This window comes from Limosilactobacillus panis DSM 6035, assembly GCF_001435935.1.
Taxonomy (GTDB): Bacteria; Bacillota; Bacilli; order Lactobacillales; family Lactobacillaceae; genus Limosilactobacillus; species Limosilactobacillus panis.
In genome coordinates this window covers 1-14,844 of sequence record NZ_AZGM01000083.1, presented here as the reverse complement: position 1 = coordinate 14,844, position 14,844 = coordinate 1, and the positions used below count along the sequence as shown (strand labels likewise).

The following is a 14,844-nucleotide window of genomic DNA, read 5'->3' as shown; positions in this document are numbered from 1 at the left end:
CACATTTGATTCGTCGAAACTTTGTTCAGTTTTCAAAGGTCTACCAGTTAGCTAACTAAGCAGTTAACTAACGCTTAATATTTTATCAAATCTGCTTATTAAAGTCAACAACTAATTTTAATTAATTAAGTCAGCTCGTTAACAAGCAGCCTTTATAATATATCATGTTGCCGAGAAACTGTCAACAATAAATTTGATTTCCAATTTGAAGCAATCAATTGTTAACGTCTCAAACAACGTTATTAACTATACCGAGATATCAACTAATTGTCAACAAATAATTAGAAATAAATTCAACTATTTTTAAACAACGAACTTCCATTATTAAACATTTATTTTTGTTCATATTTAATCTCAAAAGAAGGACTAAGGAGTATGTTTCTTTCAGAATGTCCGGTTTCATTTTCTATCTAACCCTCTCCTCGTTACCTTAGTGCTTTCGGATATGTTGACGAATGTGTCTCTCCGTTACCCCAACATATTACTAATATTGATTTTTGCTAATAGCCGGTAGACTGTCCACCGGTTAAGGAATAATACTATGAACTAGTACCGCAGTTCATGTAATACCCTTTTATAACCTAAAAAAGATTCGTACCTAAGTAAACTAGGTGCGAATCTTTTACGCTAAAGTGGTATTCACTTTATCCTACAAGGCCAATCGTCAAGCCTTGATGATTTTACTTCTTCTTACCGTTTTGCTTTTCCTTTTCCGGACGCATGGTTGGGAAGAGAATGACATCACGAATCGACTTAGCATCAGTCAGCAGCATTACCAGCCGGTCAATCCCGATACCGAGTCCACCCGTTGGCGGCATCCCGTATTCCAACGCCTGAACGTAGTCTAAGTCGACTGGTTCAGCTTCATCGTTACCGTTAGCCTTTTCCTTCGCTTGCATTTCAAACCGCTTCTTCTGGTCGATTGGGTCGTTCAATTCACTGAAGGCATTCCCCAGTTCGCTCCCATCAACGTACAGTTCAAAGCGGTCAGTCATTTCTGGATTATCCTTGTTCCGCTTAGCCAGTGGTGAAACTTCAACTGGGTATTCATAAACAAAGGTTGGTTGAATAAGGGTATCCTCCACATATTCTTCAAAGAAGGCGTTCAGGATATGTCCCTTAGTCCAGTATGGCTTATATTCAATCTTGTGTTCTTCTGCCAGCTTCTTAGCATCTTCGTCCGTCATGGACTTGTCACTGAAGTCAATCCCCGTCTTTTCCTTAACGGCATCAACCATTGTGATCCGCTTGAAGTCGCCACCCAGGTCAATATCGTGTCCCTGGTAAGTGATCTTCCCATCGTCGGATACAACCTTGGCAGCTGCCTTGACGATTCCTTCCGTTTCGTCCATTACATCATGGAAGTCAAAGTATGCGGCATAGGTTTCCATTGTCGTAAATTCAGGGTTGTGGTGCGGGTCCATCCCCTCATTCCGGAAGATCCGGCCTAATTCGTAAACCCTTTCAAAGCCCCCGACAATCAACCGCTTCAGGTACAATTCGGTTGCAATCCGTAGGTACATGTCAATGTCTAGGGCATTGTGGTGGGTAATAAACGGCCGGGCATTAGCACCACCAGCCTGGGTGTTCAAGATTGGGGTTTCCACTTCAGTAAAGCCATGGTCATCCATGTACTTCCGCACAGCCTTGATAATTGCTGTCCGTTGGTGGAAACGTTTAAAGCTCTCAGGGTTAGAAATCAGGTCAAGGTAACGCTGACGATAAATCGTCTCGGGATCCGTAACCCCTTCCCACTTGTTCGGGAGTGGGCGCAGGGCCTTGGACAAGAAGGTAATCTTGTGGGCCCGCACAGTCAATTCGCCAGTGTTGGTCTTAATGACATCCCCGTAAATCCCCAGGAAGTCACCAATATCAGCCCGCTTGAAAATATGGTAAGGTTCGTCCCCCACCATGTCCTTACGTGCATAGACCTGAATCTTACCCGTCCGGTCAACAAAATCAGCGAAACCAGCCTTACCACTACTCCGCTTCCGGGTCATCCGCCCAGCAATGGTAACCATCTCGCCCATTTCATTTAATTCTTCTTTGTCATACTTGTCATATTTGTCGTGCAGATCTTGGGCCAGGTGATCACGCTTAAAGCGCCGGCCAAAGGGTTCAATCCCCGCCTCTTTTAATTCTTCCATCTTTTCACGACGAACACGCATCTGATCTAGTTCTTGTGACACAGAATTCTCCTCCTCTTATTGAGCTTCTTTAGTTGATCTTCTGCTCTCCCGTTCTGCTGTCTGTTCAGCAAAGCGGTCAAAGATATCGTTCATTTCCTGCCGCGTTTCGGCTTCTACTAAGGCCGCCTTGGCCCGTGCTGAGCGCGGAATTCCCTTCAAATAGTAAGTTGAAAGGCCTCGGAACTCACGCACACCGATGTATTCACCCTTGAGGTCAATCAAGCGGTTAAGGTGGTCCTTAGCCATCTTAATCTTCTCCTCGGCAGTCGCTTCCGGTAACAATTCACCGGTCTCCAAGTAGTGTTCGGTCCGGGTCAGCATCCATGGGTTCCCCATCGCAGCTCGGCCAATCATTGCAGCCGTTGCACCGGTCATATCAAGGACCTTCTTGGCGTCCTCCGGTGTCCGAATATCACCGTTAGCCATGAACGGGATCGTCAGTTGATCAGCAACCTCTTTTAGTATATTCCAATCTGCGTGTCCCGTATACATCTGTTTTCGGGTCCGACCGTGCATTGCAATCGCTGCCGCCCCGGCTTTCTCTGCGGCCAGGGCATTTTGGACGGCATAAATGTGCTTATCATCCCAGCCGGTCCGCATCTTCACCGTTACCGGCTTCTTGACGGCGTCAGTAACGTAGGAGACCATCTCGTAGACCTTATCCGGGTCAAGTAACCAGCGGGCCCCCGCATCGGTCTTAACCACCTTGTTTACCGGGCAGCCCATGTTAATGTCGATCACGTCCGCCGCCGTGTGTTGGTCAACGTACTTGGCAGCTTCAACTAGCGTTTCCTTTGTTCCCCCGAAGATTTGAATTCCCATCGGGTGTTCGCTCGGGTCAACATTCATCATATTCAAGGTCTTCTTGTTGTGGTACATGATTCCCCGGTCCGAAATCATTTCGCAAACCACGTAACCAGCACCAAACTTCTTACAGATGACCCGGAAGGCCGAGTTGGTTACCCCCGCCATCGGTGCCACGACAACCTGATTGGGAATCTCAACGTTGCCAATTTTCCACTTCATAAATTCACCTCATTGCTCACGTGCAACAGAGCTGGCTTCCAATTGCACTTAGATATAGTTCGATAACTCAACCATCATAGCACATCCACCGGTTGCTAACCAAGTAACTACTTTTTCTGATCCTTATTTTGCTTTTCCTTTTCCGCAATTTCCTTATCGGCCTCGGCATCGGCAACCTTCTTGTCGTAAATTAACTGCAGTTCTTCCTCACTGAATTCGTACTTCTTACCACAGAACTGGCAAACCGTCTCCGCGTGGTGGTCCTCATCAATTAACTTCTTCAGGTCAGCCGTGCTAATACTCTCCAGGGCCCGGGCAAAGCGCTGCTTAGAGCAGTCACACTCGTAGCGGACAGGCATGGTATCCAGGATCTTCAGTTGGTCGCCAAAGATCTTTTTGAGAATGTCTTCGGGTGTATCCCCGTCACGAAGCATTTCCGAAACGAGTGGCAGCCCCTTAAGTGTCTTTTCCAACTTCGTGATTTCCTCGTCACTGGCACCAGGAAGGACCTGAATCATGAAACCACCGGCAACTTTGATACTGTCGTCCGGGTTAACAAAAACAGACAGGCCCACCGCCGACGGAATTTGTTCTGACTGGGCGAGGTAGTAGGTAAAGTCATCACCTAGCTCACCCGAGACCAGGTTGACTTCCCCGGTGTAAGGTGTCTTGTCGCCAGGAGCCATCTTGGTAACGGAGAGGGTTCCCTTCTTACCAACCGCGCCCGCTACATCAATCTTACCCTTAGCATTAGCCGGCAGGTTTACGTGGGGGTTGCCCATGTAGCCCTTTACTGTTCCCTTGGCCGTCCCGTCGGCAACAATGTAGCCAACCGGGCCGTTTCCTTGGATCTTGACCGTCATTCCGGCCTCACCTTCCAGACCGGCAGTAGCCAACAGGAGGGTCCCAACTAAGGTCCGGCCCAGAGCTGCTGATGAAGCGCTCCAGGTGTCATGAATTTCGTGGGCCTTTTCCACTAACTGGGTAGCGTTGACGGCGTATGCCCGGAACTTGCCATCCTTACTCATACTCTTTACTAAATAATCCGTTGATTTCATTATTAATTCCTCCTCGCAATAAAAAATGGGAGAACCAGCCCTGCGGCTCAGTCACTCCCATTTTATCATTTTATTATTCTTGATGGTCAGAATGATCATCCGAATGGTCCTCGTCATTAGATGGGCCCTCGTGAGTATCTGGCTTATCAGATTGATCGGCGTTTTCGTCACTTGGTAACTCATTATTGTTAGCCTTGTTTTCCCGCTTTTCATCTTCGAGCCGTTCCAGTGCCCGCTTTGATTCTTCAAAAGTTTGGGCATGGGCCTCTTCATTTGCTTCAGCATGGGCCTTTTCTGGAATCTTCCCGGTCTTGTACAAGCTCAGGATTTCCTTTTCATCAAGGGTCTCATACTTAAGCAGGGCCTCAGCAATTACCTTGTGCTGCTCGCGGTGGGTCTCCAGAATGTGAAGGGCCCGTTCGTGACCCTCATTAAGGATCCGGCGAACTTCCTCATCAATCAAGGCCGCCGTCTTCTCGGAGTAAGTTGATTGGTCATAACCCTGGCCAGTAAATACCTGACCGGAGCTCTGCAGTTCAACAGGGCCAATCTTGTCGCTCATCCCGTACTGGGTAACCATTGCCCGGGCAATTTGGGTTGCCTGTTCAAAGTCGTTAGAAGCACCCGAAGACTGGGACTTGAAGATCAGCTCTTCGGCCGCACGACCACCCATTAAACCGGCAATCTGCTCTTCGGCGTTCTTCTTGGACATCAGCATTTGGTCTTCCCGTGGCAGCATAATTGCGTAACCACCGGCTCGCCCACGCGGTACAATCGTGACTTTGTGGACAACCCGGGCGTCGTTTAAGACCAGACCAACAATCGTGTGACCGGCTTCGTGGTAGGCAACGGTCTTCCGCTCTTGTGGTGATTGAACCCGGTCGTGCTTGGCTGGACCGGCAATTACCCGGTCTTCAGCTTCATCCAAGTCGTCCGCGTCAATCTGGGTCTTGTTTCGCCGGGCTGCCAGTAAGGCCGCCTCGTTCAACAGGTTGGCCAGGTCGGCCCCAACAAAGCCAGGGGTTTGCTTGGCAATTTCCTTAAGGTCAACGTCAGGTGCCAATGGCTTGTTCTTCGCGTGAACCCGCAGAATTGCTTCACGGCCCTTAACGTCCGGACGGCCGACCAGGATCTTCCGGTCGAAACGACCAGGACGCAGCAAGGCAGGATCCAGAACATCGGACCGGTTAGTGGCGGCCATCACAATGACCCCTTCGTCACCTTGGAACCCGTCCATTTCAACCAGCAATTGGTTAAGCGTCTGCTCACGTTCATCGTGGCCACCGCCCATACCATTACCACGCCGGCGACCAACGGCATCAATTTCATCAATGAAGATGATCGCTGGGGCAGCCTTTTTAGCTTGGTCAAAGAGGTCCCGGACACGGCTGGCACCAACCCCGACGAACATTTCAACGAAGTCAGAACCAGAAATGGAGAAGAATGGGACTCCTGATTCACCGGCAACCGCCTTGGCAAGCAAGGTCTTACCGGTACCCGGGGGACCCTCAAGCAAGACCCCAGATGGAATCTTGGCGCCCAGCCGGGTGAATTTCTTTGGATTCTTCAGGAATTCAACAACTTCGACCAGCTCTTGCTTTTCTTCTTCCTCACCGGCAACATCAGAGAAACGAACCTTGTTCTTTTTGGCATCTGCTGGTTTAGCTTTTGTCTTACCAAAGCTCATTACTCCACGACCGCCGCCACCTTGGCCTGCTTGGCCCATCATCATGTAGAAGAAGAAAATCATGATGACCAGCGGGAGGACGGTTAAAAGTAAGTTCATCCAGACGCTGTTGGATTCCTCCGCCCGGGTACTCAGCTTAACATTGTGCTTGTTGGCATAATTCTGTAGTTGACTAACCGTAACGTCGCTTTCCAGGACAGAACTCTGGAACTGACTTACCTTATTGTTGCGTTGCGTGGTTAAAGCAAAACCGTTATTGGAGTCATTACTATTATTAGATTGGGGCTTGCGGTAAGTCCCGGTAACCTTGTAAACTCCACCATTCGGTTGTAGCTGGACACTCTTAACCTTATTGCTCTTCAGTTCAGAGATAAACTCGCTTTGGGTGACTGTCTTGCTTTGGCCAGTGGATTGGTTACCACCGAAGAAGAAGTAGGCAATTCCCATGATACACAAGAACATCACTGCGTAGAAGAGAACGTTATGAGTAAAATTATTATTACGCCGATTGTTGTTCATAACAACCTCCTATCTACCAGCAACAATTAATTGTACAAACTATAATAGCATACTTGACAATCTTTGACCATTAAATAGCTACTATTAGTCTTCGCTATAAACGGACAGCTTCAAAACGCCGACGTACGGCAGGTTCCGGTAGTATCCCTTGTAATCCAAACCGTAGCCAACGAGGAATTCGTTCGGGACCTTGAACCCGTAATATTCAACATTAACGTCAAACTCCCGGCCCTCCGGCTTGTTGAGGAGGGAAACCGTCTTAACGCTCTTGGCCCCCCGCTTCTTCAACAGCTTTACCAGGTAATCCAGGGTCCGTCCACTATCAACAATGTCTTCAGTAATCAGGACGTTGCGCCCTTTGACGTCGGCTGTCATGTCGTGGATGAGCTTCAATTGGCCGGTGGTTGCCGTTCCCCCAAAGTAAGTTGACACATCAATGAAGTCAATCTGGGCCATGATGTCCATCTTCTTAATTAGGTCGACCGTAAAGAGGACCGCCCCGGACAGGACCGAGACAATCAAAGGCTTCTTATCCCGGTACTCAACCGTCAACTGCTTGGCCAACCGGTCGATTGCCGCTTGAATGTCATCCGCACTGTAAAGCACCTTTTCAATATCGTTGTTCATAATCCTTCTCCTTATTTATCCTCAATGCTAACCACAACCTGCTGCCACTTCTGCCGGTAGTCTACCGGCCGGGTAAACCAACTCCACTTCCGACCGACGACCCAGACCACCTGGCCTAATGCATCGACCAGGACCAACTGCCGGTCCCGCACCTGTTGGGGAACCTTCTGGTCAATCAGCACCCGGCGGACCTTCTGGTGACCACCGTTTTTCAAAATGATGAAATCAACCGCTTGCCAGTGCCGCAGCGATAGTGGGAACTGGTCAGGGGCAAGCCACATTACCTGCCCGGCTCCTTTTTTAGGGCCCGCATTCACAATCAAATATTGCTTAGCATTGATAAAATATCGTTGGCCCAATTTTACCACAGACGCCGGTGCGTTTTGCCGCTGGACCGCGATTTTCTTCCGGGAAACCAGGAAGCACTTATCATACCGGCGCTGCAAAATAGTTGCTCCCGGTAAGGTCAGCTGTCCCTGGGGCGCCGCCTTGGCCGCCAGTAACTTCTCAATTGCGGTCAAAAGGGCCCGCTTAACGTTCAAAACGCCCCGTTGTTTCAACCACTCCAAGAGAAGGGCCCGCTGGTCAGCCCGATCATAACGGTGGAGGGCAGTAAGGTTGAGCCCCTCCCCTTCGCTAATGACCGTCAACTGGTCGGCCAGCCAACGGTCCCGCCAGTCCAAAAGTTGCTGTAACTGTTCATGGTAGCTAGTCAGGTGGTCCAGCAGACGCGGGTTTTCCCGCTGGAGGGCGGGAATGATCTCGTGCCGGTAACGATTTCGGGTAATGGCGAGGTCCTGGTTAGTGGCGTCCTCAAACCACTTAATCCCCTGGGTCCGGGCATAATCAACCAGGTCCTGCTTGGCAAAGGGCAAAAGGGGGCGGACCAGCTGACCACTGGCAAAGGGGCGCTGATCGGCAATTCCCACCAGCTCGTCCAATTGGCCACCCCGGACCATTTTCATTAGCATTGTTTCTGCAAGGTCGTTTTGGTGGTGGGCGGTCACCAGCACCCGGGCCCCTCGCTGCTTCATTAAGTCAGCAAAGAAGCGGTAACGGTAGGCCCGACCAGCCGCCTCGACTCCGCTTGCCGGGTGAACACTGCGCGACCAGTGGGTAACGGCCAGTTGCAGGTGGTGATGGTCACAATAGTCCCTGATGAATTGTTCTTCAACCGCGCTCTGATCACGTAGCTCGTGGTTGACATGGGCGACAACCAGGTGGGGCCGCATCGTGGCTGGGAGCTTCTGCAGGAGGGTTAAGAGGACCATCGAGTCGACCCCGGTGGAGACCGCCACAATCACCGTATCCTGCTTACTAAAAAAGCGGCGCCTTTGCAGGTGCCGCTTGAATTTTTCTTCTAAGCTAATCATTAAGCTAGCTCCGTCGGCCGCCACGACCGCCACGCTTACCATCTGTCTGGCGCTTTAATGTTGAAAGCCGTGATTCACTTTCCTTTAAATAGCCCGCCAGCATGTCATTAAAGTCTTCGTGGTGGTGACTATTATTGTGGTGGTGTCCACCGTTGAAACCGTGGTAATTATTTTGCCGACCATGGAAGTCATTGTTGCGGTGATCATGGTGAAAACCGCCATGGTGATTATCACCATGATAGTGACCATGTTCATGGTGTTCGTGCGGAGCGGCGTCCTTCATGGACAAGGCAATCTTACCATCATCACCGATCCGGGTTACCTTAACCGTTACTGTATCCCCTACTGACAGTACATCGTGTACGTCCTTGATATACTTGTCAGAAATCTGACTGATGTGTACCAAGCCCGTTTGGTTATCATCTAAGTCCACAAATGCACCAAAATTCGTGATTCCGGAAACCTTACCGGAAACCTTTGCTCCCACTTCAATTGCCATGAAACTAATGGATCCTCCTCAAGTCGTCTGATTTAATCATTTATTGTAGATGAGTATAACATACCCCACTATGAAATAGTAACTAGTTATTTAAATTATAGATGGTTTCGCCCTTCTTTGAGTAATTGTACTTCGCCCGCAAAACCTGTTGAACGTATTCAGGGTCATGAAGCAACTTAATCTGGTACTTCAGGTGCCTGCTTGTCTGCTGCTGGTCCTTCAGCTCGGTCTGACAAGCCGCAATGTTGTTATTGACCTTGGCAAGGGTTCGTCGACTGCGAACGATCTGGATCCCGAGAACCAGAAAGATTACCAAAAAGGCAATAATAATCCGCTGGCAGCGACGTTTATGAAACTGCCGTCTTTGCTGATCAGCTGAAAACTTATGGACGTATGGCGTATCAAGCTGTGAAACTTTGTTACCGGTCCGTTTTTTCATAATTTCCCCTCACTTTACTGACTTATAACAGTTTAAGTATAGCAAGGTTGCCAACCAAATGTCCACATCAATGTTAATTAAATATCAATTTTTTTATAAAACTAGTCAAAATTCTCGGCATAGGTTTCGTCGAGGATCTCATACATGTCCTCGGCTTCACTCTTCTTAGTCGTTTCCACGATCCGGTTAATCTTAACCGTCTCTGTTTTATTGCCGAACTTAATGGTCAAAGTGTCGCCCACCTTCACCTTTGTCGATGACTTAGCTGGAATGTCATTTACCAGGATCCGTCCCTGGTCAGCAATTTCCTTAGCCACTGACCGCCGCTTGATAATCCGGGATACCTTTAAAAACTTATCTAATCGCATTATTATTCCTCCATTTACTTACTACTTACCTTTTTACCATCACCAGCAACCTCATTGCTGAGCCCGGTGATGAACTTCGAAAGCTGGTTCAGCCAATCAGCAGTTGACATTTTGGGCTGGATAACCAGACGAACCGTCAAACGGTCATCCTGTTCTCCCAGGGTGGCCTTGAACTTGGTCTTGGCCAGCAATTTAATGATCGTCGGCGCCTTAATCAGGTGACTCTCAACCTTTGTGAAGGTAATCAAGATGTTATCGCGCTGCCGCTTGACCTGCGCAATCATTGCCAGATCGGCGTGCTGCTTAATCTTACTAATCAGCAACAGGTTGCCAACCGCTGCCGGATAGTCACCAAAGCGGTCAATCAGGTCCCCCTGAATGTCGAGGAGTTCCTCATCGCTTTGGGCTTGGCGAATTGTCTTGTACAGTTCGATCTTTTGCCGTTGGTCGTTAACATAATCGTCCGGCAGGTAGGCCTCGACACCGAGCTCGACCTCGGCATCCGCCCGCTGGGTCTTCTTCTTCCCCCGCTTCTTGGCAACCGCCTCGTTTAGCATTGCCGAGTATAGGTCATAACCGACGGAATCAATAAAGCCGTGCTGCTGTTTGCCCAGGATGTTACCGGCGCCCCGAATTGCCAGGTCCCGCATCGCAATCTTGAAGCCGGACCCGAGCTCGGTAAAGTCGCGGATGGCGGCCAGACGCTTTTCACCGAGTTCGGTCAGGACTTTATTGGGCTGGTACATGAAGTAGGCATAGGCCACCCGGTTACTTCGGCCGATTCGTCCCCGAATCTGGTAGAGCTGGGCCAGGCCCAGGTGGTCGGCGTTTTCCACGAACAAGGTGTTGACGTTGGGAATGTCAACCCCGGTTTCGATGATCGAGGTGGTAACCAGGACGTCATAGTTTCCCTGAATAAATTCGTACAGGACCGTCTCGAGCTCGTTTTCACTCATTTTGCCGTGAATGTAACCAATCTTGGCCTCCGGGACTAGTTCTTGAAGACGCATCACCGTTTCTTCGATATCGCCGACCCGGTTGTGGAGGTAGTAGACCTGACCTCCCCGCTGCATTTCACGGAGGATACCGTCGCGAATGGCTCCGGCATTTTGCTCCATCACGTAGGTTTGGATGGGAAAACGCCCCGCTGGTGGGGTCTCGAGGACGGACAGGTCCCGTACACCAAGCATTGACATATTCAGGGTTCGGGGGATCGGGGTCGCAGTCAGGGTCAAAACATCAACGTTGTTCTTTAATTCCTTCAGTCGTTCCTTGTGCTTGACGCCAAACCGCTGCTCTTCGTCAACAATAACTAGGCCGAGGTCCTTAAAGTGGACATCCTTTGACAGGATCCGGTGGGTCCCGACAACAATGTCAATCGTCCCGTCGGCCAGACCCTTATCAGCAGCCTTCAATTCCTTGCCCGTCTTGAACCGGGACATGAGGGCAATCTTGACCGGGAAGCCAGCAAAGCGCTTGCTCAGCGTATCAAAGTGCTGCTGGGCCAAAACGGTGGTTGGCACCAAGAAGGCTACCTGTTTGCCGCCCGTGACCGCCTTGAAGATTGCCCGCATTGCCACTTCTGTTTTCCCGTAGCCGACGTCCCCCACTAACAGGCGGTCCATTGGCCGGGGCTTTTCCATGTCCTGCTTAACTTCCTTTATGCTCCGCAACTGGTCGCGGGTTTCATTATACGGAAAGTTAGCATCAAACTGGTTCTGTAGGTAGTCATCTTTGGGGAAGGCGTACCCCTTGGCCGCTTCCCGCTTGGCATAGAGGTCGACCAGCTCATCAGCGATGTCCTCAACTTTGGAGGCTACCCGCCGCTTGGTCTTCGCCCATTCATTACCACCCAGCCGGTTGATCCGGGGGTGCTTGGACTCTGATGAGACGTACTTCTGCACCAGGTTAAGCTGGGTAACCGGGACGAAGATCTGGGCGTTATTTCGGTAATTGATGATCATGTAGTCCTGGTGAACACCATCAACTTCCATGGTCTTGATACCACTGAAAATCCCAATTCCATGGTTGACGTGAACAACGTAGTCACCAGGCTTCAAGTCGGTGTAACTCTTTAGTCGTTCAGCGTTGGTAAGCTTTTGAGGCCGGTGGCGGCCCTTCTTGACCTGCTTGAACATTTCACCCTCAGTTATCACTACCAGGCCGGCCGCCGGCATTTCAAAGCCGTTGTTTAAACTCCCCGCCACGAGCTGGACAACGTTGACTCTTAAGTCAGTGGTGCTTGTTTCGGTCACCTGAACATCAAAGTCACGCATCGTCTGGGCAATTTGTTTACGACGCTCCTGGTTGGCCGCCATCAGAATCACCGTCTGCCCCTGGTCACGCCAGCGCTGCAGCTCACTCTTTAACAGGGGCAGTTGGCCAAAGAAACGCTGCATGGGCCGGCTAGTGAGTTCCGTTAGTTGGTCGAGGGTCAGGTTACCGACCCCTTTTTTAAACAGGGCCCCCAAGACCTGGGCGTGGTCATCCGCCTGTACCAATTGGGCAAAGTCATTGCCAACGGTGGGAACCTTCGTCAGCTGGTGGTACTTAGCCTTGTCCTCTAACCAGCCCTGGTCCTCATCCGTCAGTTTTTTGGCACTGTCCTTCAGGCGGGCAAAGTCATCCAAATAGATGATTCCCTGGTCACCGAGGTAGTCAATCAAAGAGTGCGGCGTTGGGTAAAGGAGGTTGCCAAATTCCAGTAGTTCGCTTGGTAGTTGGTGGTCCTTTAAGGCCGTCAACAGCGGTGTAAAGCGGTTGTTAACCTGCTGGGTAATATCCTCATCGCCATCCTGTAACCCAGCTGTGATGGTGTCATACTCCTGTTTAATTGCCGCCGTTACCCGGGGGAACTCCGCCGGTGGCAAAATCAAGTCAGTCGCGGGTAGAATCTCGACCTGCTTAACATTATCGATACTCTTTTGGGTGCTGGCGTCAAAGTAGCGCAGGGAGTCAATCTCGGTATCAAAGAGGTCGACCCGGACCGGGTTATCCGTATTCAGGGCGTAAATGTCAATGATCGAGCCCCGGACAGCAAAGTCACCGGGCCGTAAAACCATTTTTTGCAGTTGGTAACCCATTGCGCTCAGCTGCTGACGGGCCTTTTCGGGATCAATTTCCCCGCCCACCTTCAGCTGGAGGGTCGCCTGGGCAAAGAAGGCGGGACTGACGACGTTCCGCCGCATCCCCGCCACCGAGGTCACAACGACGACTGGACGGTTACTACTGAGGGCATTCAGTGCCTGGACCCGTTGAAGGCGGTAGTTTGGAGAACTGGTGGCCACCTCGGCCGCCAGGACCTCCTCGACCGGGAATTTGAAAACCTGGTCCGCCGGTAACAGGTTGCTGAAGTCATCCGCTAGTTCTTCTAGATGCCCCAGGTTATCGGTGACCACCAGGAGGGGCTGTTGGCGGTCCTTTAACAACTCCGCTAACACAGCTGTCCGTGCCGAACCCGAAATGCCAGTAATCAGCTGGCGCTTCCCGGGCACTGCCTCCTTACTAATCTTTTTAAACTCTTTTGTTTTGGCAATAAAGTTTCCCAGACGCACTCCTCTTTTACACCTCTCTTAGTTATAATCGTTCATCAACTTGGCAAAGTCTTCCCCGTTAATCCAGTCTTCCAGCGCGTGCTCGGCCTGTTCAACTGCGTCGTCAAACTTAGGCCGCTCTTCTTTGGTAAACTTACCCAGGACGTGACTGACGACCGTCCCGTGTTGGGGGTGATCAATCCCCAGCTTGACCCGGTTAAAGTTCTTCGTACCGAGGGCACTGATAATGCTCTTTAATCCGTTATGGCCACCGGATGCCCCGTGGGTCTTAAGACGGACCTTACCAACCGGCATGTCAAGGTCGTCGTTGACCACCACCAGGTCCTTAAGGTCGAGGTTGTAATAGTCCACAAGGGGGCCCACTGCCCGGCCAGAATCGTTCATGAAGGTTGTCGGCTTAACCAGCATCACCTTTTCACCATTGATGACTCCGCTGACGGCCACCGCTTCCTGTTTTAAATGGGTAAAGGCGCCAAGGTGGTAATCAAGGGCCAGCTGGTCAACCACCATGAAGCCCGTGTTATGCCGCGTCTCGTCGTACCGTGAGCCAATATTTCCTAAACCGACGATCATTTTCATTGTGTTTTTCTCCCCTTTTTAATACAAAAAGGCCGCACGGGAATAACCCCCGTCCAGCAATAATATCTTCATCATTATACAGTAGAAGCGTCCAAAACTAAAACGATTGGTATCCTGTGGAGTCCTCTAATTTTTCTCATTTTATTCTCATACTGTTTTCGAAATATGTTATGATTGGAGTGCATTAAATAGGATTCGAGGAAGTTAAAAATGATTTTTAGTTCACTGATTAAGAAAAAAGACACCCTGACGACTCTGCCCGAGACCGCCACTTTAGGTGAAGCCCTGGCGTTGCTTGAGGATACTGGTTTTCGGTGTGTGCCCGTCCTCGATAAGAGTGGTCACATTTTTCGGGGAAACATTTATAAAATGCACCTTTACCGCCATAAGTCCCGGAACGGTGACATGTCCCTCCCCGTCACCGCCCTTTTGAAGAACGCCACTAAGTTTGTCTCTATTAAGGCCGAATTTTTCTCCGTCTTCTTCGCCATGCGTGACCTACCATACATCGCTGTCCTTGACGATGAAAACCAGTTCTATGGCATCCTCACCCACAACAGCATGCTCCGGATGCTCGCTGCGGGGTGGAACGTCAACAACGGCAGCTACGTTTTGACCGTAACCACTCCGGACGAACGGGGCTCTTTGATGAACGCCAGCAAAGAAATTACCCGTTACTGCCAGATTGTAAACGTCATTTCCTTTGACCCTGAGCACTCGGCAATGAAGCAGGTTCTCTTTACCCTACCGGCGAACGTCGACCATGACAAGATGATCAAGGTGGTTAAACGGTTGGAAAAGAAGGGCTTTAAGGTCCCCGAAATTGAAGATCTCCATAATCAGTATTAAAAAGTAAAGAGGAGCGGAAAGATGAAGTGCCCCATAATTGTTGGACAAAGGATCCAATGATTGTGAGGTACTTTTTC

12 protein-coding genes are annotated in these 14,844 nt (G+C 50.1%); 1 reads left to right on the top strand and 11 read right to left on the bottom strand.

Going from position 1 to position 14,844, the window contains the following annotated elements; translation table 11 throughout:
- Window positions 1-680: 680 nt before the first annotated feature.
- The 11 genes from lysS to pth all read right to left on the bottom strand — a co-directional run bounded on the left by lysS (window position 681) and on the right by pth (window position 13,918).
- Window positions 681-2,189 carry a lysine--tRNA ligase gene (lysS, locus tag FD32_RS05930; protein ID WP_047770416.1) on the bottom strand — a complete coding sequence of 503 codons (1,509 nt, stop codon included), beginning with the start codon at window positions 2,187-2,189 and terminating at the stop codon, window positions 681-683.
- 15 nt (window positions 2,190-2,204) lie between these two features.
- Entirely contained in the window at window positions 2,205-3,215 is a 1,011-nt protein-coding gene (dusB, locus tag FD32_RS05925) for a tRNA dihydrouridine synthase DusB (RefSeq protein WP_047770415.1), read from the bottom strand.
- 107 nt (window positions 3,216-3,322) lie between these two features.
- The gene (gene hslO / locus FD32_RS05920) at window positions 3,323-4,273 is read right to left on the bottom strand and encodes an Hsp33 family molecular chaperone HslO (RefSeq protein WP_047770414.1); all 951 of its coding nucleotides are present in this window, start codon (window positions 4,271-4,273) and stop codon (window positions 3,323-3,325) included.
- 73 nt (window positions 4,274-4,346) lie between these two features.
- Window positions 4,347-6,479: an ATP-dependent zinc metalloprotease FtsH gene (gene ftsH / locus FD32_RS05915; protein WP_047770413.1), complete on the bottom strand. Its 2,133-nt coding sequence runs from the start codon at window positions 6,477-6,479 to the stop codon at window positions 4,347-4,349.
- A gap of 84 nt (window positions 6,480-6,563) precedes the next feature.
- Complete coding sequence (gene hpt, locus FD32_RS05910) at window positions 6,564-7,106, bottom strand: hypoxanthine phosphoribosyltransferase (protein WP_047770411.1); 543 nt, start codon at window positions 7,104-7,106, stop codon at window positions 6,564-6,566.
- Between the two features lie 11 nt (window positions 7,107-7,117).
- The gene (gene tilS, locus FD32_RS05905) at window positions 7,118-8,479 is read right to left on the bottom strand and encodes a tRNA lysidine(34) synthetase TilS (protein WP_047770409.1); all 1,362 of its coding nucleotides are present in this window, start codon (window positions 8,477-8,479) and stop codon (window positions 7,118-7,120) included.
- A gap of 4 nt (window positions 8,480-8,483) precedes the next feature.
- The gene (locus tag FD32_RS05900) at window positions 8,484-8,978 is read right to left on the bottom strand and encodes a S1 domain-containing RNA-binding protein (protein WP_047770404.1); all 495 of its coding nucleotides are present in this window, start codon (window positions 8,976-8,978) and stop codon (window positions 8,484-8,486) included.
- Window positions 8,979-9,060: 82 nt separating this feature from the next.
- Window positions 9,061-9,417, bottom strand: coding sequence for an FtsB family cell division protein (locus FD32_RS05895; protein WP_047770402.1), 357 nt, complete (start codon window positions 9,415-9,417; stop codon window positions 9,061-9,063).
- Between the two features lie 101 nt (window positions 9,418-9,518).
- Window positions 9,519-9,785 carry an RNA-binding S4 domain-containing protein gene (locus tag FD32_RS05890; RefSeq protein WP_047770400.1) on the bottom strand — a complete coding sequence of 89 codons (267 nt, stop codon included), beginning with the start codon at window positions 9,783-9,785 and terminating at the stop codon, window positions 9,519-9,521.
- A gap of 14 nt (window positions 9,786-9,799) precedes the next feature.
- Window positions 9,800-13,339, bottom strand: a complete 3,540-nt coding sequence (mfd, locus tag FD32_RS05885) for a transcription-repair coupling factor (protein ID WP_047770398.1) — start codon at window positions 13,337-13,339, stop codon at window positions 9,800-9,802.
- Between the two features lie 18 nt (window positions 13,340-13,357).
- The gene (gene pth / locus FD32_RS05880) at window positions 13,358-13,918 is read right to left on the bottom strand and encodes an aminoacyl-tRNA hydrolase (protein WP_047770396.1); all 561 of its coding nucleotides are present in this window, start codon (window positions 13,916-13,918) and stop codon (window positions 13,358-13,360) included.
- 210 nt (window positions 13,919-14,128) lie between these two features.
- On the opposite strand from pth, the gene cbpA reads away from it, so the two are divergent.
- Window positions 14,129-14,767, top strand: coding sequence for a cyclic di-AMP binding protein CbpA (gene cbpA, locus FD32_RS05875; RefSeq protein ID WP_047770394.1), 639 nt, complete (start codon window positions 14,129-14,131; stop codon window positions 14,765-14,767).
- Window positions 14,768-14,844: the final 77 nt, after the last annotated feature.